The following is a 20,432-nucleotide window of genomic DNA, read 5'->3' as shown; positions in this document are numbered from 1 at the left end:
CTCAAAAAATGGATGCATCCCTTGTAAAGTAAAAAGCCACTATAACAACTGCAAAATAAATAACTGTTAGCAGGGCCTCTGCTATATTTATGGGTCTTTTTTCATCCAGCAATATTAACTTCCCATCATAACATCGTGAATTCATGGATACGAATATCTTTTCACCCTGTTCCCAGGACCTTATGAAAAGGTTAGTACCAAGCATGACCATGGACCTGAAAGATGTCCTGAAGTCCTTATACCCCAGCCTCACTGACTGGGCATACCTTACACCTATTGCAACATCTAAAAAAACAAAGATGTAGCGATACATCATCATTGCTATCTCAAGGAATGAATCCGGAAGTTTTGTGGCTTTAAGAACCGAGAATAATTCGATCATAGGTGTTGTCAGAGAAAGGAAGAACAGGCATGACATACCTCCCAGTGTACGTGCGAGTACCAGAAAAGCCATATTAAGACCGGCACGGCTTACGCCGAAAGTTAGTCCGAAAATATCAAATGAAAACAGTTTGGCACCTTCACCAAAGAAAAATGCTATAATTACAGCACTTACAAGAACAAAACCAGCCGGAGCAGCTAATATCCTTAAATAAAAAGAAGCTGGTATCTTCCCAAAATAAATGGTTGCAAAACTCATACAGATAGCTATTATAAAAGGAACCAGCGGAGAATTTGAAGAGACTCCTGCAAGAAGACCAAAAGTAACAATGGCTATCTTAAGCCAGTTGTTCCTGTACCTGAGAGGGCTCAGGACAGCATAGTCATCAAGTATATGTGCCATTTTTAAATCCAACCAATTATAAAACAATTCAAATTGTGTAAATATTAGCTGTACAAGTGTAATGGAATACGATAGAGAGCTTTATACATAAGCATTTCGTTATTAAGTTCCAAGATAATAATCATACTCATAAAAAAAGAAATACATAAATCAATTTACATAAGATACATCGAAAACTACTAAATTAAATCAAAATAAATTGTTTCCAAAAAATCAATTTTAAAAAGAAAAGAAAAATGGTGTGCTTCCAGAAGAAGCACGTTAAGAATTATTTGTTACTCTGTCCTTTGCCCTTATAGTATCCGAATGTGTAACCTATCACGATTGCACCGAATGCAGCCTGAAGTGCAAAGAGCAGACTTTCTGTTTCTCCTCCAGGTGGTTCAAAGAGATACTTCTGGAACCATGGTGTAAAAGGTTCATAGCCGAAATTCTCTGCGACAAAATCTCCTGCTGCACCATCTGCACCACCAAATTCAGAATCCGGATTTGCTGCTGCTCCGTAGAAGAACTGTGCAGCAAAAAGAATGACAATTAAACCTACAATATATTCTAGTTTCATTCCATTGCCTCCTTAAGTTTTGTAACTGCAGAGGTTGTAAGCACATTAAGATCAACAAGAACATCGCTCTTGATTTGAACAACATACTTCATGATGAGTGCTGTAAGAGCTCCTTCCATAATCGCAAGTGGAACCTGGGTTGCTGCGAATATTGTGGCAAATGCTGTGAATGATGCCAATATTCCACCCTCTGCCGAAGGGAATGCTACTGCCAGTTGCAAAGATGTCACAACATAAGTGACCCAATCCGCTATTGCTGTTGCAAGGAAAACGTTCAGATAAAAGTTCATACCTGATTTTGACGCTGCCTTATAGAATATGTACGCAACAAAAGGACCAATTATTGCCATGGATGCAGCGTTTGCACCAAGTGTGGTTATACCACCGTGTGCCAGGAAAATAGCCTGATAAAGAAGAACTATTACACCAAGAACTGCTGTAATTGCAGGACCAAAGAGGATGGCTGCCATTCCCGTGCCTGTCGGATGTGAAGAACTTCCTGTTACTGAAGGAAGTTTAAGAGATGAGAGAACGAATATAAAAGCACCTGCTACTGCAAGCAGAGGAACAACTTCCCTTCTTTCGCTTACAAGCTTATTCAATTTATACATACCATACAGTATTACCGGAATAGAGAATACAAACCATAACTGCCACCAAGGTGATGGTAAGAAACCCTCGAATATATGCATTATTTGTCACCTTCCATTTTTAAATTATAATGATCTATTGAACCATACCCCCATCAACCATGTTAAACAAATACATTAAACAACTAAAGTTGATTTGGATACAAAGTGTAATATGTTATGGTACTTAAACATAACGATTCCCATTTGAGGTTAATGCTGTTTTCATGTTAGCTAACAAACATAGGGTTTTAAAAAACACTAGTACTCAAACAATCTAAATAATATCATCTAAACCACCAGTTAAAGAATGCAGATGTAATGACAGAACTAGGGTTTAAGCAAAAACAGAATTAATTGATTTAATATAAAAAAAATAGAGAAAACAATGACAGAGTTATTGCACAACCATGATGCAATACACATCAGAATTATTCTCAGGTGGCTTTTCTATAGTCCCACATACAGCACGTTCATAGGAATAACCAATATCTTCATAGATACAGAGCTTACCGGTTACACCCATTCCACGAAGTAGTGCGCCAACCTCTTTAACACCAAAATTCTCTGCGGGTAACATGAAAATATTTTTTCCAAGACCAACCTCCCTGATGAGAGCATCCTTTGCAGGAGCAGGATCCCTTCCATGAGCAGTGATTATTGCAAGAGTTGACATATCTACATGAAAACGTGAACATGCGGCTTGAACAGATGAAACGCCTGTAACAACCCTGTCCTTTTCGGTTGCAAATTTCCCAAGTCCTGAAAACATTGGGTCACCGGTGGAAAGTATAACCGCATCTTCCGGCAGAAGATGAAGATTCTTATAATCTTTAATAATATGAGAATCACATTTGATGAACTCTTCTGCAAGCTCGATTGAACGTTTTGAACCATACACAACAGGAGCATTGCTGATAACTTCTATGGCTTCCTGGGTCAACATATTCGGACCAACGCCAACACCCACTACTATCATTGATTATTCCCCGCTGTCCATTAAAACAGTACCGTCCCTGTCAACAACAACAATACGTGCACCATTGCCTTTCTCTACAGCCATGTTAAATGCCTGTTTAAGGCGCTCATTCTCAGGATCAAGTTCTATCATCTCAACAACAGTGGCAAAGCCGCTTTCTTTGAGCATATCAGGATTTCCCCATTTCAAAACAAGACCTGGAAGTCCGCAGATTACCACATCACCATGTGCTGAATCAAGAGCTTCAGATATTCGACTTCCTGCAAGCACAACAGTATGATCCGGGAAAAGCATGGTTGAGTAACGAATACCTACTCTGCCTGTGGTGAGTACTACTTTATCAGAACATCTGATGAGATCACCTTTCATCTCACCAAGGTGATCATTCCATGGCTCAACAAATCCTGTACTGCCAAGAATAGAAATCCCGTCAACAATACCAATACGACTGTTCAGTGTCTGCTTTGCGATTTCCTTGCCTCTTGGAAGATAGATAGTTACTTCAGCACCTTTAAGCCCAAGCTCATCCACAGCCTCTTTGATGGATTCTTTAATCTGCTTCATTGGACCAGGATTTATGGCAGGATGGCCTTTCTTGGACTCAAGACCACTACGGGTAACAATTCCAATTCCTTCACCTGCGTAGACATTAATACCTTCAGCTTCCCTTGCATCAGCAACGAATTCAAGACCCCTTGTAATATCAGATTCGTGATCGTTATTCATTTTCACTGCAACAGCATGTCCCTTGCTTCCTGTAACATCCATTTCTGCCCTTAGTCCTACAGATGTTGGAACTGAAATGTGCTTCACATCGCCACCCAGGGAAAGAACAGCTGCCTTTGCAGCCATTGCTGCAGTGGTTCCGGTAGTATATCCTCTCTTTAGTACAGAACCATCGCTCAGAACTACAAGAGTTCCGTTCTTTATACCTTCTTCAAGCTCTTCACGTGGCATTTTAGAACGATCCAGCCATTCGTCTGGAATCTTGGATTTGTTTACCGGGTCAATCATCTCTGGTCAATTGTAAGTAATACTTTTAAAATCTACCGACTCTATCCGGTCCTTTTGAAGAGCTTTGCCAGTTCATCCTTAGTAAAAGAAATCATAGTTGGACGGCCATGCGGACAGGTGTAGGGGTTGTTGCAGTTCATGAGTTGACGAATGAGTTCTTCCATTTGTTTAATGTTACATATGGCACCTGCCTTGATAGCTGCACGACATGCCATGGTACTGCACAAAAGGTCATAGCGTTCCGTATCTTCCTTTACCCTTCCGACTGAAAGAAGGTCTGAGATTATATCATGAATCACATCAGTATCCTCAAGCTTTCCAAATATACTTGGAATTGTGGTCACAACATAACTCTTCGGACCGAATTCTGAAATAGAAAAACCCATTTCCTCAAGCTGCGGAATGAAATCCTCAATAATTGCTATCTCTTTCTGGCTCAAATCAAGAGTAATCGGAGTTATTAGCTCCTGCCATCCCATATCCTGCATTCTTAACACCTGCTCATACATGATACGTTCATGTGCTGCATGCTGGTCAATAAGAACGAGCTTGCCATCCATTTCTGTAAGAATATAAAGATCGGCATACTGACCGAATACCTTCACTCCCGAAGGATTAAATGAAGCTTTCAGTTCTTCCAGCTCTGCTGCTCCTTCCGAACTCACACTTGTCTGTAGCCTCTCGCTTCTTTTCAGACGGCGATGTGTATCTTTAGCAGGATAATGATAAGGCTCTTTTTCCTCTTTTACAACATTCGTTTTTGTTTTTCCAACTGGTTCTTCATCTGAAATTATAATTGGAGATGAACTTTCAGACTCAAATTCAGAGGTTGGTTTTTTGGGAGCTTTTTCTTCTTTATGAGTAAGATCAGAATCCCGGTAATCATAAGATGAAACTGATGATCCTGAAGAAATTGATGCGGACTGTGAAGAGGAAACATATCCATCAGAAGGTTTTCCGGATTCTACAGAACCATATGCTGCTTGTTTGTCTTCAGGAGTACTTGAAGAAGGAGAAGGAGACGAAATTGTTTTAGTTCCTGAAATATTTAAACGTGACTGGACAGGAACATCTTTTTTGTCCAGCTGGACTTCAGGAACAAGAGACTCCTTTGCAAGTGCTTCCTCTACAGCAGCTATAATCATGACACCAATTTCTTTTTCATGACTTAGCCTGACTTCTCTCTTTGCAGGATGTACGTTCACATCAACGTTCACAGGATTGATAATAAAGTTAAGGAAAGCTGCCGGATACCTACCTTTTGGAAGCAGCGTATAATAACCAAGTCTTACAGCATTACTAAGCTGATTTGAATATATGGGCCTTCCATTAATGAAAAATACCTGAAAATCCTTTCCACTCCTTGTAAACTCCGGTTTTGATACATATCCGGAGATTGTAAGGAGATCTGATTCATATTCCAGTGGAACAAGAGAACGTGCAACATCAGCACCATACAAATGAACTATGCTGTCAAGCATCTTTACAGACGATGGAGAACGCAGGTTCACTTTTCCGTCTATAACAAGAGTAAAGGAAACATCTGGATGTGACAAAGCGTTTCTTGAGACCACATCAATAATATGTGCCAGTTCAGTTCTGGCACTCTTGAGATATTTCCTGCGTGCAGGTGTGCTGTAGAAGAGATCATTGACAAGTATACTGGTTCCAACCGGAGCACCGGTTGAAGTTATGTTCTTGATTCCACTTGTGTCAACCACAACTTTGGTGCCCTCAATATCCCCTTCCTGTCTGGTTACCAGTTCCACACGTGCAACGGAAGCAATGGAAGCAAGAGCCTCACCCCTGAATCCCATGGTGAGAATACTATCAAGATCCTCGATTCTGTTAATTTTACTTGTAGCATGCTTTTTAAAGGCCATTGAAGCATCCGTATGACTCATACCTATGCCATTGTCAATAACTAACATGCTTTTCGTGCCATACCCCCCTATTTCCACTCGAACATCGGTAGCGTGTGCATCAATTGAGTTTTCAATTAGCTCTTTTACTACTGAAGCAGGGCGTTCAATTACTTCTCCTGCTGCTATTTTATTGATGGTGGATTCATCCAGTAATTGTATTCTGGAACCTTTAATATCACACGATTTCTCAGTCATTTTCCACTTCCTGTCCACGGCAAGTATAGACAATTAAACGATAAATAAAGACAATATGAAGACAATAAATTCTGCTCTCCAACCCATCAAGGCAAAAATATCTTGTTGTTAGTATTTTTGTGTTTTCATTGGAAAATGTTCCAGTCAATCACTACAGGTCACTTCCTACCGTAATTCAATAGCCATGAAAAATTATGAGTAACGAACAACAGAGTTATATCGTTTTATGCTATCAAAAAGCAACATCAATTAAGAAGGCTTTACATGGACAATTCCGGTAAACTAAAAAATATAGTTCCTTTATTAGCTCTTTTGACAGCATTTCCAGCATTTTCTACTGATATGATACTGCCAGCGATACCGTCACTGGCACTACTCTGGAACAAACCACTTTCCGTAGTTAATCTCATACTTATCGGTTTCTTTGTAACCTATGGATTTTCACTGCTTTTCTATGGCCCGATATCTGACAGGTACGGACGCAAGAAACCGCTGATTGCAGGTATCGTTCTGTACATAATTGCCAGCATACTCTGTGCCACAGCCAACGGTGCAACCGCATTGATAATATTCAGGATAATGCAGGCTGCCGGTGCTGCTGCCAGTGCATCCCTGTCAATGGCAATGACAAAAGACATTTTTGCAGGAAACGAGAGACAGAGAATACTTGCATATATAGCAGTCATAATGGCGCTTGCACCTATGTTCGCACCAATTGTCGGTGGATGGATTCTGGCATACCTAACGTGGCACTGGATTTTCATTGCCCAGGGTGCAATGGGACTTATAGGATTGCTCGGTGTTATCAGAACACCAGAGACATTAAAAGAGCAAACAATAGTTCCGATATCAAAGGTTATGAACTCTTATTGGGGACTGTTGCTCAATACAAATTATATAATTATGGTACTTGTAATGTCCGTCAGCCTGTTGCCACTTTACAGTTTTATTGCCGGGTCTTCAGCCCTTTACATCAACAAATTCGGAATGACTGAACAGACTTTCAGTTATTTCTTCGCATTCAATGCCCTTGCACTCATGGCAGGATCAATGTCATGCCTGAAACTCACAGACAGAATAAATCCAAAACACCTGATGACAGCCGGCTTTGCAGGAATAGCAATCGGAGCCGTACTTATCCTCACCGTAGGACATTATGGACCCTGGGCATTTGCATTTCCAATGGCACTCATAACCTATTCCATAGGAATCAGCCGACCTCCAAGCAACCACCTTGTACTTGAACAGGTACACAAGGATGCAGGAGCTGCATCTTCCCTTCTTATATTCACATATTTCACTCTGGGTGCAGTAGGTATGTGGCTGGTATCACAGGAATGGATGGAACGCATGCAGATACTTGGAACAATCACCCTTGTGTGCGGAGTAATTGTTTTTGCAGCATGGATGCTCTTGCAGAAAAGAGGAATTGGTTCTGAAAACTAAGGTAAAAATCAAATTGAAAATCAGACAGAACCTGATTATAGAACTGAATCAAAAGATAGGTGCAGATTGCACCTATGACAATTTACCCTTCAATTCATTCAGTTTGTTCAAAGCCTCAATTGGAGTCATTGAATTAATATCCAGTTTTTTCAACTCTTCAACAACAGGATCCGGAGTAGATTCACCATATGATGCATCCTGATCAAACAGTATTACCTGGGTATATTTGGAACTGCTGCGCTGTTTCTTTTTACTGCCCTTGCGGTCCTCTTCACTAAGCATACACTCATCCTCTATATCTTCAAGGATTTCCTTTGCCCTAGAAGTTACTGCATGGGGCACGCCAGCTATCCTTGCTACATGAATACCATAGCTCCTGTCTGTTGCACCCGGAACGATTTTACGAAGGAAAACAAGGTCATCGCCATCTTCCTTTACGGCAATATGATAATTCTTAACCCTCTTTAGACTGGCAGCAACTTCTGTAAGCTGGTGGTAGTGCGTTGCGAAAAGTGACCTGACACCGACACGTCCCTTGTTGTGAATGTACTCAACAACGGCCTTTGCGATGCTGTAACCATCGTAAGTACTTGTACCCCTGCCGATCTCATCCAGCAGTACAAGGCTTTTAGGTGTCGCATTGTTCAGGATATTGGCAAGTTCCACCATTTCAACCATGAAGGTACTCTGCCCACTTGCAAGGTCATCAAAAGCACCGACCCTTGTGAAAACCCTGTCAACAATTCCGATGGAAGCATGTGATGCAGGTACAAAAGAACCGGACTGCGCCATGATGACTATCATAGCAATCTGCCTCATGTATGTGGATTTTCCGGCCATGTTCGGTCCGGTTATGAGCTGGAACTGGTTTTCACTGCAATCCATTTCGGTATCATTTGGAACAAAACCACCCGGAACTGCATTCTCCACAACCGGATGCCTGCCATCCCGGATAAGCAACCTGCAATCAGGAGTTATAGCAGGTCTTACGTAATTGTTATTGGCTGCAACTTCAGCAAGGTTTGCAAGCACGTCCAGTGTGCCAATAAGAGCAGCAGTTTCCTGCAACTGTCTGGAATGAGATGCAATTATAGTATTTAGCTCGCTGAGAAGTTCATATTCAAGAGCTACCATTTTCTCATCTGCCGATAGTATTGCACTCTCACGTTCCTTCAGTTCAGGAGTATAGAACCTCTCGGCATTGGTCATTGTCTGCTTCCTGATATAATCATCAGGAACCTGTGAGATGTTGGCCTTTGTAACCTCAAGATAGTAACCAAAAACCTTGTTATAACCTACTTTCAGGGACTTTATCCCGGTCCTGTCACGTTCTTTCTGCTGGAACTTTGCAATCCATTGTTTTCCGTTCTTTGAAAGATCGAACAGTTCATCAAGCTGCTCATTGTAACCGGGTTTTATCATTCCTCCATCCCTTACGCTAAGAGGAGGTTCCTCCACAATTGCGCTGTCAATTAGTTTTGCAAGCTCATCAAGTTCTGCAAATGATGAAAGCTTTGATGAAGTGCTCTCAAGCAATTTTATGTCTCTGCATCCCTGAAGAGAATCAAGCAAAAGAGGAACGGATTCAAGGGATTTCTTCAGGGATACAAGGTCCCTTGCATTGGAGTTTCCATACATGACCCTTCCAACAAGACGTTCCATGTCCTTTACATAGGAAAGATGAGCACGAATGTCGAATCTAACAAGTGTATTATCATGAAGCCATGAAACAGCATCCAGACGGTCATTGATAGCATCCACAGAAATCAGTGGTTTCAGGAGCCATTTCTGCAACTGCCTTCTACCCATCGGGGTTTTTGTTTCGTCAAGAACACCGATAAGAGAAGCATCGTTTCCTTCTCCCCTGACATTTCTGACAATTTCCAGATTCCTCAGGGTTATGGCATCCAGAACCATGAACTCCGAATCAAAATATGTCTTTAGTGTCTGAACCTGGGAGAGTTCCCTCATCTGGGTGTCTGTCGCATAACGCAATGCTGCACCTGCAGATGAAACTGCTGCCAGTAGTTCACTGCAACCCATGCCCTCTAAAGTGGACACTTTAAAGTGATCAAGGAGAACTTTTTCAGCAATTTTACTATCGAATAAATCCTCATCAAACTCATGAATAATTATCCTCAGGTCTTTTATTCTCTCTTTAAGGTGAGTATCTTTTAGCAGAGACGGAGGCATAATGCACTCTGAAGGACCCATGCGTGCAAGTTCACTTATGATGCGGTCATATGGATGCTCATCCGTAAGCTGGGTTGCAAGAAATTCTCCCGTAGAAATGTCCAGGAAAGACAAACCAAATTCGCCTTTATCGGCATACAGAGCCACAAGATAGTTATTAGAAGAATCCGAGAACATGGAAGAGTCCATAGCAGTACCCGGAGTTACAACCCTTACAACTCCTCTTTTGACAACTCCTTTGGCCTTTTTCGGGTCTTCAAGCTGCTCGCATATGGCAACCTTATAGCCTTTTTTGATAAGCCGGGGAAGATAATTGTCAATTGCATGATAAGGAATGCCTGCAAGTGGCATCTTTTCCCCATCCTTACTTTTACCGCGGGTTGTCAGGGTAATCTCAAGTTCCTGAGCAATTGTTTTAGCATCCTCTCCAAAGGACTCGTAAAAATCCCCCATTCTGAAGAATATGAGGGCGTCCTTATGCTCTTCCTTTGCTGCATAATACTGTTGCATGGCAGGGGTTACTTTACTCATGATGATTCACACAAAATTGGTGCTGCAAATTATCTGGCTGTTAGTATTTTTGTGTTTTGCATCACAAAAATAAAAACAATAGATATATCTACTAAATTAGTCTTAGAATAGATAGAAAGTATTTATAATTCAGTAAAATACTTTCCATGATTTTCAATAGAAGGGTGATGTTGTGGAATCAAATATAGTAGATGATAACGAAAAATATTGTACTAAATGTGGTGCAGTGATAAACAAAGAAGCTGTAATCTGTCCAAAATGTGGTGTCAGACAACCTGCATCCAGCACTCCGGGCTCAAGGAATAAAGTTGCGGCAGGTGTTCTTGGAATACTTCTTGGAGGATTAGGAGCACATAAATTCTATTTAGGCCAGGTTGGAGTGGGAATACTATATCTATGTTTTAGCTGGACTATGATACCTGCCATCATTGGTCTTGTGGAAGGAATAATATACCTCACAATGTCTGACGAAGATTTTGATATGAAATATAACTAGTATTTCAAAATGTCCGGCACTAATTTGCTAAAAGATGAAATAATCAAAGGACTAAATGAAACTTCAAAGTATTTGCTTTCTCATCACTCATGTGAAGAGTATTACAAATGCCTGAAATTAGAGTATAGCAAAAAAACGTATTATTTTTGTTCCAGGTGCCTTGGGATATATATTGGCCTGACAGCTAATTGTTTGTATTATATTTACATCTCGAAAACAAGCCTGCCTTATTCTATGATATTTTTGCTTCCCGCATTTGCACTCATTGACTGGACAATCACTGCATTTGGATTCAATAAAAGTAGCAACAGCTTAAGAATCTTATCGGGATTCCTGCTTGGAATTGCATATTTCAATGGGGTACTGGTATTTCTCAGAGATTTTCCAGATTACAATGTAGCTGCAATAGGAGTATTTTATGCATTGTTTGCATTAATTCTTCTATATCTAAAGGAAAGAAAGAGGAAGCACACTATTCTGTAACTAATTGGAAATCAGATAGTCTGAATTTTCAACATCGTGTTCCCGCCCTTCTGGAACTCATATTCCACTTTATCCTCACTGACAACATAACCCTGTGAAACTAGTTCCCCTATGATTTCATCCAGATGTATGGATTTTCTTGAATTCAAATCAACCAGTGGAAATATCCTGACTTCTCCGGCAACCCTTAAAAGTTCATTAATTGCCTCTACATGAAAATCATAAGATAGCTGCTCTGAGTATAAGAACAGCAAATGTGATACAAGTACCAAATCAAAAGAAGCATCTTCTAATGGTAGTTCAGGCAACCCGCCAGCAACATACCTTCCCTGCTTTTTGCCTTTCTCAAAATCATCAAGGAAGAGGCTCATAGAACTCATGCGGATTTTACCCAATTCTTCAACCGAGGATATGTTCTTCCAGATGAACTTGTCCTGGTTTGCCCTTGTCTGCTCCAGCACCTCCAAATAAGTTTCATCAATCCTTTTTTGAATCGTTTCCCTGTCCAGCTCATAGAGAGGATCAACTGAAACAACCGATTTACCTTTCCTGTTCATCTCGCAATTAAAACTGGCAGGGCCATCACCACATCCCAGAATGGATTTATTCAGGTCTTCATCATTAAGACTGAACATGTCGACATATTCCTGAAAAGAACGTCCCCATGGAACCACATTCTGATAATGGACTGACATGAAAAAATGATTGTTTCTATGGCACATAAATGTGGTGAATATGATGAATAATATAAAAGAGAAACATTGAGAGAAACATCGTGCAAAAGTATAATAGGTTACAAAATTAATTAGGATTAATGTTTGGGATTGAATCACTATACTCTGCAGAAGGTATGTTTGCCTATGCGCTGGTATTTTTGCTGGCAGCTACACCGTGGATAGAAATACTTGTTGTAATCCCGGCAGGAATAGCTCTTGGATTAAATCCTCTGGCAGTTTCCATACTTGCTTTCACAGGAAATCTTACAACTGTTTATTTACTGATTTTTGCATATCATCAGTTGTCATCTGCATTTGAGAAACGCAAATCAGGTGAGAACAAAAAGCCACCTACAAAGAGAAAAATGAAGGCAATTCAGATATGGAACAAATACGGTTTGCCAGGTCTTGCTTTTATTTCCCCTATGACAGTTGGCACACATTTTGCCACATTTGTTGCCCTTAGTTTCAAATCAAAAAAATATATGGTGACAATGTGGATCACCCTGAGTATTTTTGTCTGGACTGTTATTGTCACGGTTCTATCCTATTACGGAATAGAAAGTCTGAAATGGATGTTGGGATGAAGATATTTCAATTTTCCCGCTGCATCAGCACATATCCCATCCCTATAGTGTAAATCGGCATGGAAAGATAACGCATTCCGATATCAGTAAAATACTGCATAACAGTCATCTGGAAAAATCCACCGTACACCATTGAGAGATCCAGTGCAAGATTGACAAGCAGCCAGATTAGGCCAAGAACGATTCCCTCGTTCCGATAATCATATTCAACATCCCTGAAATACCTCACTGCAAGAATCACACCAATAAAAGCACCGGTTACCACCATGATAGATTTGAAGAATGTCTCATCTATGACGAAATTACCCTGACTGTCCACGAATGCAAAAGATATGATAAAAGGAACCAGCCATACTATCAGTCCGTAAAGGACCATTTTGAGATATTTGTTCATTTGGAATCCTCTTTCAGCTTATAGTTTATAATATCTGGATTTGACTGAAATAAATACTTGCTGTTTCTGAACTATTTCCTGCAAAATGTTACATTACAATGGTTTTACAGGAATCTGGACCTCAGTCAGTAATTCCTCTTCGGAAACTTCATTCGGATCGTTCAGGTATAATGATCTGGAAGGACCTGCAGCCTTAAGATCGTTATTTTTGATGTATTCAAAAAGACGGGTATATGCTACTCCCACTTCCTCATAGGGTCCCTTATGGATAGCCGATACAACATTAGCAGCCGGCAATGTTACCATTTCAACGTCAAAATTATCGGTAGTAATGCTACCTGATACCGGAAGAGCAACTTCAATATTTGCTTCTGTTTCTTTGTATTCCTCATCATGGCAGATGAACATACAGGGTCCTGTCAACCTGAGATTGTTTCGGGGATTATTTTGTGATTCTACGAACCCGAATAATTCTCCTATGAGTTTCCCTATTGTCACTTCATAGTTTCCAATCTCTTTTTTGCTTAACACACGCATCTGCGGGACTTCTTTAATTGCTGGTTCTGATACTGACATACTATACAACTCCAATGTGTCTTTTTGTCTGAGCAAGACCTGTTGTACTCTCTGCAGTCTGAGAATTTCCTTCTCTGTGTGTGCGCATCTTTTCTGCATAAGTACACTGATAGTGGCACTGTCACTTTTTTCCTCTGCATCCAGCAAGGTAGCTATCTCATCAAGAGAGAATCCCATCCAGGAAAGAGTTCGTATCTTTACTCCTCTTTCTATCTGATCATAGGTGTAGCAACGGTAATTGGTGAATGCATCTTTTGCCTCAGGTACAAGAAGACCTTTCTTGTCATAGAGACGAAGGGCTTTCTGCGTCAGGTGCGTCATCAGGGAAAATTTTCCAATTGGTATCCGATCGAATTTCATCTTGGTCAACACAGAATTGAGTTGTAAATATTTAATGTGATTTTTTCTGACACGGGTCAGAGTTTGACAGAAATAAATAATTGATGTTTCTAAACTATATTCTGCAATATTCTGTAAGTAGCTTTTACTTCCTCACTGATATTTTCAACACGCTTTCCTGAAGGAACGAACATTACATGTGTCCCGTTGGATTCAATTGTATAATTTCGCCCGATTTTCTCTGCCAGAGATTCATCCATAAAAGAAGAATCTCCGTCCAAGGAGAAGTATTTGTTATAAGCATTTTTAGAGAGCGGTGAACGAGGCTGCAACTCAAAAACAGGAGCATTTTTCTTAAAAATAATACCTGATGACTTAAAAGTACCTCCATGAGAACTTGCAGAACCGGTTATAAAATAACCAATAACTATGGTAATATCAAAAAATATCACCTGCAAGCCATCAAATGTACCTGTGAAAACATTGTACACCTTTTGTTTATTACCAATCTGAGTCTGTTCAAAACCAAGAGACGTAACAATTTCTTTTGAAGCTGGTTCAAGTCCCATCTCTTTTGCCTGTTTTATCAGGTTTTTTGCTCTGCGTTTCTCATTAAGAATTTTAATGACAATTGCCAGCAGGATAACTATAACAACAAAGCCTGCAAATCCAATAATGAAAATTAGTCTGAAGTCCATTTCACCCAGCTCTTTTAGAAGGAAATTACTCTGGATAAATATGCAATTATAAATTATAAAAAGAAATGGGAGGAAGAGAAAAATCCCTTCCTTTCTTCGATCAAACTACAGTCACATTCATTCCCTTCACCTCAGCCACAACCTCCGGATTATAATACGAGTAAGCCTTGCTCTCTGACACAACTGCTTTCACGGGGAAGAGAGCTTGAACCTGCATGCTGAAGTTCAGTTCTTCTCCGGCCTGCATGTCATCGATGTAGAAAATAACTTTCCTTCCGGCAATCTCATATCTGGTAATTTTTTCCTCTGATGCTTTTGTTGCTTCAAGGCTTGATGTTACAGGGCTGAAGCCAGTCGGGACAGCAAGGTCAACTATCATCATACCACTTGAACTTGTAGTGCCATCGATACCGGTGATTCCGTTGTACTTGATGTGAGCGTTCACTGTTACAATATCATTAACTGAAACATCAGTTGAATCATATTCGACATCAAGTTCAATCTCATTCTGCTCAACGATATCCGGGAGAATGACATTGAAACGCCTCACAAGCTGATAGTTCAGGTCGCCTGTGCCTTCAAGTGAAAGCGTGACAGTTGATACATCGTCAGGAATCTCAATTATCTGGACAACATCGAAGTTCTGCTGGTTCACTTCAACTGAACTTATTTCTGTACCGTCAGCAATCACATGAACTGTTGCATTGATATCCCTCCCAGCAGATGCTGCTGCACTCATCAAAGCTCTGAATGCCATGACAGTATCCTGGGTACTTGAGAAACCACCGTTTGAATTACGCTGTGCAGCAATCCATTTCAGTGATGATGTTGCTGATGGGTTATTTGCCTCGATGATGGCAAGGGTGGCGTATGCAGTTGTTTCCACATTCTTGCTTGAAGGAGCTATAAATCCATAGCCACCGTGTTCGTATGGGAGTCTGACATCACCGTCACCATATCCCCAGTACATACCATCTTCACCCTGTTTTGAGATTGCCAGCAGCTCAATAAGAGCTTCATCAGCCATAGAACTGTCAAGTTTCTGCAATGCAAGAGTTCCGATTGCAAGAGCATAAGGATCATCCTGGCCTGCAAAATTATCTTCAAGGTACTGCTGGGCTTTTGACATGACAACAGGGTTTGCTGAACCATATTCCTCCAGTGCAAGGGTTGTGTATGCTGTAAGAGCATAAGTGCCACTAACACCACCCATCATGTCCTGATGAATCACAAAACCGACCTGCTCCCATGAACCATCTTCCTGCTGGTAGGATTCTATCCAGTCTGCAGCCTCAGAAAGAATATTCTCATCAATTGTGGTAACATCCCTTGCAGCACTGAACTGGGACAGCACAAATGAAGTTAGCCATAGACTGCCGTTTTCATCACTTTCACCGAATGCTGAGAAGGAACCATCGCTGTGGCGGTATGTAAGTTCACGCTGGTACCCTGTTATTATGTACATCTCAGCCTTTGCACGGACTTCCGGATTATCCTGTCCGGTCGCTTTGAGGTATCTCAATACCTCAACGTCAGTTGAGAATAGCATCATATTCTGTTCACCACACCCATAAGGCATACCAAGCAGATCGTCCACACCGCTTATGCTCTGGGCAACAATACTTGGAGTGAAACTCACAAGAATCTTCTCTGAATCTGAAACAATGTCTGCCGGAAGTGTTGTATCAAGCTCCACAGAACCATTACTGAGTACTCCGTTATCAACAATCTCACGGGTTGCACCTTCAGCTTCAACAATGATGTCCTTTCTCACCGCATCGGCTCTTTCTGTTGTCTGGCCTGTTATCTCAACGATCTGTTTTCCAACTTTCGTAGGACTGATTGTAAAGCTGATATATCCCACACCATTTCCATCCACGGTGACCGTCTGGACATCATCACCGATGATTTTGAACCAGTCGGCACCGCTTAATGTGAGCTTGACATCCTGCTCAGTATCAAGATAATTGTAGACCTGTACCTGTACAGGGAATTCTTCTCCCCTTGTCACAGAATATGGAAGATCCGGATCAACGAAGAAGTCCTGGAAAACCGTGAGGCTGGATTCAGAAATACCAATTCCTTCCGGTCCGGTTGAAACTGCATGCAATCTCCATGTAGTGATGCTGTCCGGTGCATTCAGGTCAACACTTGCAAGACCATCCTCATCGGTGAGGAGTTCAGGCATCCAAACCCATGTTTCAGGGAAGAACTGACGCACACGCTGCACTTCAGCAAGTTCGCCATCGTCAGCACTATCTGCCACTGTTACGCTCTTTGCCGAATCTGCTTCCATAACTGCATCAGCCATCACCATTTCTTCTTCAACTTCCATAAAGAAACCTGCAAATTTCTCAGCATCGACTTCAACCTGGCGGCCAGTTAACTGATAAACGTCTCGAGATTCAGGAACATCAATTCCCGGCGATGACATAACTACCACACCCTCATTGTAAAGAGCATCATAAGCACCTATCATGTACCTTGGATGTGATTCTGCCTGAGGTTCCATGAAACGAATTTCGAGTTCATCGAAGACCTGCTTGAGATTGAGCCTGCCTTCGCTGAGAGCATAGACTGACTCATCAACTATGGAGAATCCAATCATTGATTTGCTGCCTGTATCGAAATCAACTGTAACATCATTCCCCGGTTCAGCGAATTCACTGCTGAATGAGCTGGAAAAGTCAACCTGAGTAGAGAATTCTACATCGAATGGAAGCACATCCACTGAAACTTCGCTGTTGGGGTTTATCATGTAAGCAACAACCTTTGCCTGTGGGCTCATCTGCGGCGTTACTGGAATGCTAATATCAGCTTCATCGCTTGTTGCTGAATAAACTGTTCTTCCATTGGCAAACACATCATAGAATACAGTTCCCGGATTTGTGGAATAGACATGGAATGAAATCGTGTCTCCAACTTCCGGCACTCCGTCACTTGTCTGGGTAATGTGAATGAAACTGGCACTTGGGGAGTAAGCGGCATACAGATACTCACTAGCCCAGGCATCGTCTGCATGTGCTGAAATGTCCAGACTTGTACTATTTTCAGGAATATCCAGTTCAAGCATTGAAACACCGCCTTCGGTGTTCAAGGTGAACTCGTCACTTGTGTAATCATAAGTGTCATTTCTCAAACCGGTCTCTACTGTTACTTCAGAATCGACAGGATTTCCTCCTGGATCTTTTGTAACAATAAGAACCTGAAGAGGCATTCCGGGTTTTATTGTACTTGATTCGGGAATAAGCTGGATAACAAGCGGAGATTCTGCAATTGTCAGAAGCTTGTTTGTGGATTCACTGTGATTGCCTGTGTCTGTTACAGTCACATTGAGCATGAGACTTGCCTGTCCACCTGCACCGTATGTCCCGGCTGCGTATTCTACTTCAGGAAGCTCAAACTCAATTGAGCCGTTCTCAAGTGTGCCGGAAAAAGTTGCGTATTGTTCCCACTTACCAACATAGCGTGAAGCCTCCACAAGAACATCACCTTCAACTACTTTTCCAAAGAAATAATTGGCTGAAACGGTGCCTGTAATTTCATCAGATACAAGGAACCATTCCTGCGGAGTTTCAAGCGAAACATCAAACTTAGGAAGTACATATTTGTCCACCTGGATGTCAACCATGGAAGAAGAGTCACCGGCTTTTGCAGTTATTTTCCACGTACCAAGGTTCAATTCTGATGCAAGAGGCAGATCAAAGGAAACAACACCATACTCATTTGAGTTTAATTCTTCCTTGAAGACCTTGATACCTTTTGCATCTGTTATTTCAACGGTTATATCCTCCTGAACAGGTACGAGGTTGTTGTTCAGGGAAACAATTCTTCCGTGAATTGTCTGCCCCGGTTTGTAGATCGGTTTATCGGTTTCGATGAACAGAGGGTTGTTATTTACCACTGTTACTGTTGCCTCAAATTCTGTATCATAACCTGTGGGCTTTGCTGTAAGTGTATAAGTTCCTTCTTCAACATCAGGCACTTCAAAGGAAGCAACGACATTTCCAGATTCTGATGTTGATGCCTGTACAAGACTTATCTCGTTGTTGTTCTCATCAGTAAGAGTATATTCAACACACCGCTCAACCGGTTCATTGTCTGAGAAAGCTGCCATGGTGACTGAGCTTTCACCGCCTGAAAAGAGCATTTTTGGTGCAAGTATCAGGAACTCATCACCTGATGAAGCTACCTGACCACCACACTGACCGGCTATATTGGAAGAAAGATCATCACTTCCGACACAACCTGAAATTATCACTGCAAACAACGATACTATAATTATTAACGAGCCTGTTTTTTTCCCTTTTAAGTTCAATTTTAACCACTCCAGACTTAGAGTCTTATGTTTCTTATTACAGAGTTTGGGAATAGGAATGTATATACTTTGCTTAAACTTCAAAGATGTTTGAAGTTATGTTATGGGACGCAGGTGGATTTTGAAAATTGGAAAATAAAAGTTAAATTTCTGTTATTTCCCAATGATCATACATTTCAGTAATACTCACTGACACTCCATCGCCCCTTACTGCTGTTGTATCGTTTATCATTGTGAATTTGCCCTGATAACCGCTTGTAACGGTCATTTCATTCCTTCCGGATTTCCAATTCAAAAAAAGCAGGACTTTTTCACCATATTCAAATGAAGGACTATCTTCGAACCAGATGAAATCATTATCTACAGTTCCCCCATCTACTGTAACTTGTAAATCTCCAGTATCTAAGGGATTTTTAAGATATTTGTTAACATGCACCCCAATATCAGTATAGATCATATCCACTGTTCCAATATCCAATTCATCATTGGATTTGTCAGGTCTCTGCCCGTTAGCCGTATTCCATCTTGAGGGATAAGCACCTGTAACGGTTCCTGCAATTATGATGTCTGACTGGGAAACTAAATCTTCGATGCTTAAAGCTTCCATTGATATCGAAATGTCTACATTCAAACCTTCATTTCCCGGGGTTAATGCAGAATTAGAAGAAGAAGAAATTAATTTTTCAAACTCAGCTAAATCTATTGATTGACTATCTACTTCATAAAGAACCCTATCAATTTGCACTGTGTTATTGTCTACTATGCAAACCCTGGAAACATCGCCATTAACTGTATAAAAATAAATAAAGTACTGATATCCATTCAAAAGGAAGTCATTTGAAGGGGCTTCTAGTGGATATTCATCAAGGTAGGAAATTACATCTTTAATCTTTGTTGAATTCTCTATAACACTTGATTCCAGACTAAATCCGTTTTTTATTGATATTTTATTAATGTCAGAAGAATTATTTATGAGGGAACTTACATGGAGATTAGTTTTCTTTACAGTTTCTTCATCTGAAACTATTCCGGATTCAATAAGTTCCTGAACATAAATTATGTTGATAGGAGTGCCATCGACCTGATAATAAACATTATCGATATTAACCATGTCCTCCCCCACAATAGTTATTCCTGCAATCTTACCGGAGTCATCATAAAAATCCATAGAATAACGGAAGCCACCTCGGTCAGTTTGGTCGTCCATTTTTTCAAAGGAGTATTGATCCAGATGAGAAATCAGTTTCCCTATTGTTGCCCTGTCTTCTATTGTGCCTGAATCACCACTCATCCCATTAAAGACAGATATGTTGGTGATACCAGAACCATCGAGATCAGCAATTGCGATAGCACTTTTATTATTGGTTGATTCTATGACGTAACCATCTGTTGAATCTGCGATGCAACCTGAAAAAAAGAGTGAGCTGCATAAAAGAAAACATAAGATCAAGTGATTTGTTATTTTGTTCATTCCAATCATCAATGCCAATGTTAAAAGAAAACAATTCTAATAGTTCGCATCATCATACAATAAAAATTAGATCATTACTTAAATTAATTATGGCCA

17 protein-coding genes are annotated in these 20,432 nt (G+C 40.7%); 4 read left to right on the top strand and 13 right to left on the bottom strand.

Translation table 11 applies throughout. The annotated features are described in order from the left end of the window. Position 1 precedes the first annotated feature (1 nt). The 6 genes from cbiQ to mutL form a co-directional block, all read right to left on the bottom strand. Positions 2-784, bottom strand: a complete 783-nt coding sequence (gene cbiQ, locus V7O61_RS01005; protein WP_023844921.1) for a cobalt ECF transporter T component CbiQ — start codon at positions 782-784, stop codon at positions 2-4. A 268-nt stretch (positions 785-1,052) separates the two neighbouring features. Continuing rightward, the gene (locus V7O61_RS01000) at positions 1,053-1,346 is read right to left on the bottom strand and encodes an energy-coupling factor ABC transporter substrate-binding protein (RefSeq protein WP_407283012.1); all 294 of its coding nucleotides are present in this window, start codon (positions 1,344-1,346) and stop codon (positions 1,053-1,055) included. Further along, positions 1,343-2,038, bottom strand: coding sequence for an energy-coupling factor ABC transporter permease (locus tag V7O61_RS00995; protein ID WP_023844923.1), 696 nt, complete (start codon positions 2,036-2,038; stop codon positions 1,343-1,345). Before V7O61_RS00995 ends, V7O61_RS01000 begins: the two co-directional genes overlap by 4 nt. A 334-nt stretch (positions 2,039-2,372) precedes the next feature. Next, positions 2,373-2,954 carry a precorrin-6y C5,15-methyltransferase (decarboxylating) subunit CbiE gene (gene cbiE / locus V7O61_RS00990; RefSeq protein WP_407283013.1) on the bottom strand — a complete coding sequence of 194 codons (582 nt, stop codon included), beginning with the start codon at positions 2,952-2,954 and terminating at the stop codon, positions 2,373-2,375. A 3-nt stretch (positions 2,955-2,957) separates the two neighbouring features. Next, positions 2,958-3,968 (bottom strand): cobalt-precorrin-5B (C(1))-methyltransferase, encoded by a 1,011-nt coding sequence (locus V7O61_RS00985; RefSeq protein WP_023844925.1) that lies wholly within the window; start codon positions 3,966-3,968, stop codon positions 2,958-2,960. Between the two features lie 41 nt (positions 3,969-4,009). Continuing rightward, a complete protein-coding gene (gene mutL, locus V7O61_RS00980) occupies positions 4,010-6,088 on the bottom strand; it encodes a DNA mismatch repair endonuclease MutL (RefSeq protein ID WP_407283014.1) in 2,079 nt (692 codons plus the stop codon). Positions 6,089-6,400: 312 nt separating this feature from the next. Between mutL and V7O61_RS00975 the strand changes: the two genes are divergently transcribed. Beyond that, positions 6,401-7,534 carry a Bcr/CflA family efflux MFS transporter gene (locus tag V7O61_RS00975; protein WP_407347429.1) on the top strand — a complete coding sequence of 378 codons (1,134 nt, stop codon included), beginning with the start codon at positions 6,401-6,403 and terminating at the stop codon, positions 7,532-7,534. Positions 7,535-7,606: 72 nt separating this feature from the next. Here the strand turns inward: V7O61_RS00975 and mutS are convergent, their stop codons facing one another. Next, positions 7,607-10,261 (bottom strand): DNA mismatch repair protein MutS, encoded by a 2,655-nt coding sequence (mutS, locus tag V7O61_RS00970; RefSeq protein ID WP_407283383.1) that lies wholly within the window; start codon positions 10,259-10,261, stop codon positions 7,607-7,609. 169 nt (positions 10,262-10,430) lie between these two features. Between mutS and V7O61_RS00965 the strand changes: the two genes are divergently transcribed. Next, positions 10,431-10,754: an NINE protein gene (locus V7O61_RS00965; RefSeq protein WP_288070721.1), complete on the top strand. Its 324-nt coding sequence runs from the start codon at positions 10,431-10,433 to the stop codon at positions 10,752-10,754. Positions 10,755-10,778: 24 nt separating this feature from the next. Further along, positions 10,779-11,237, top strand: a complete 459-nt coding sequence (locus tag V7O61_RS00960; protein WP_407283016.1) for a DUF2085 domain-containing protein — start codon at positions 10,779-10,781, stop codon at positions 11,235-11,237. Positions 11,238-11,248: 11 nt separating this feature from the next. Here V7O61_RS00960 and V7O61_RS00955 read toward each other — a convergent pair whose 3' ends face one another. Further along, positions 11,249-11,932 carry an SAM-dependent methyltransferase gene (locus V7O61_RS00955; RefSeq protein WP_407283017.1) on the bottom strand — a complete coding sequence of 228 codons (684 nt, stop codon included), beginning with the start codon at positions 11,930-11,932 and terminating at the stop codon, positions 11,249-11,251. Between the two features lie 119 nt (positions 11,933-12,051). On the opposite strand from V7O61_RS00955, the gene V7O61_RS00950 reads away from it, so the two are divergent. Next, positions 12,052-12,540 carry a small multi-drug export protein gene (locus V7O61_RS00950; RefSeq protein ID WP_407283018.1) on the top strand — a complete coding sequence of 163 codons (489 nt, stop codon included), beginning with the start codon at positions 12,052-12,054 and terminating at the stop codon, positions 12,538-12,540. Positions 12,541-12,547: 7 nt separating this feature from the next. Here the strand turns inward: V7O61_RS00950 and V7O61_RS00945 are convergent, their stop codons facing one another. The 5 genes from V7O61_RS00945 to V7O61_RS00925 form a co-directional block, all read right to left on the bottom strand. Continuing rightward, positions 12,548-12,934 (bottom strand): hypothetical protein, encoded by a 387-nt coding sequence (locus V7O61_RS00945; protein ID WP_407283019.1) that lies wholly within the window; start codon positions 12,932-12,934, stop codon positions 12,548-12,550. A 93-nt stretch (positions 12,935-13,027) separates the two neighbouring features. Beyond that, positions 13,028-13,870 carry a MerR family transcriptional regulator gene (locus tag V7O61_RS00940; RefSeq protein ID WP_407283020.1) on the bottom strand — a complete coding sequence of 281 codons (843 nt, stop codon included), beginning with the start codon at positions 13,868-13,870 and terminating at the stop codon, positions 13,028-13,030. Between the two features lie 89 nt (positions 13,871-13,959). Continuing rightward, positions 13,960-14,547, bottom strand: coding sequence for a hypothetical protein (locus V7O61_RS00935; RefSeq protein WP_407283021.1), 588 nt, complete (start codon positions 14,545-14,547; stop codon positions 13,960-13,962). Positions 14,548-14,647: 100 nt separating this feature from the next. Continuing rightward, the gene (locus V7O61_RS00930; protein ID WP_407283022.1) at positions 14,648-18,865 is read right to left on the bottom strand and encodes an alpha-2-macroglobulin family protein; all 4,218 of its coding nucleotides are present in this window, start codon (positions 18,863-18,865) and stop codon (positions 14,648-14,650) included. A gap of 142 nt (positions 18,866-19,007) precedes the next feature. After that, positions 19,008-20,345, bottom strand: coding sequence for a hypothetical protein (locus V7O61_RS00925; RefSeq protein WP_407283023.1), 1,338 nt, complete (start codon positions 20,343-20,345; stop codon positions 19,008-19,010). Positions 20,346-20,432: the final 87 nt, after the last annotated feature.

Source organism: Methanolobus sp. WCC1 (assembly GCF_045690315.1).
Lineage (GTDB): Archaea > Halobacteriota > Methanosarcinia > Methanosarcinales > Methanosarcinaceae > Methanolobus > Methanolobus tindarius.
Note: the sequence above shows the minus strand (reverse complement) of the source record. Positions and strands in the feature narration are given on the sequence as shown.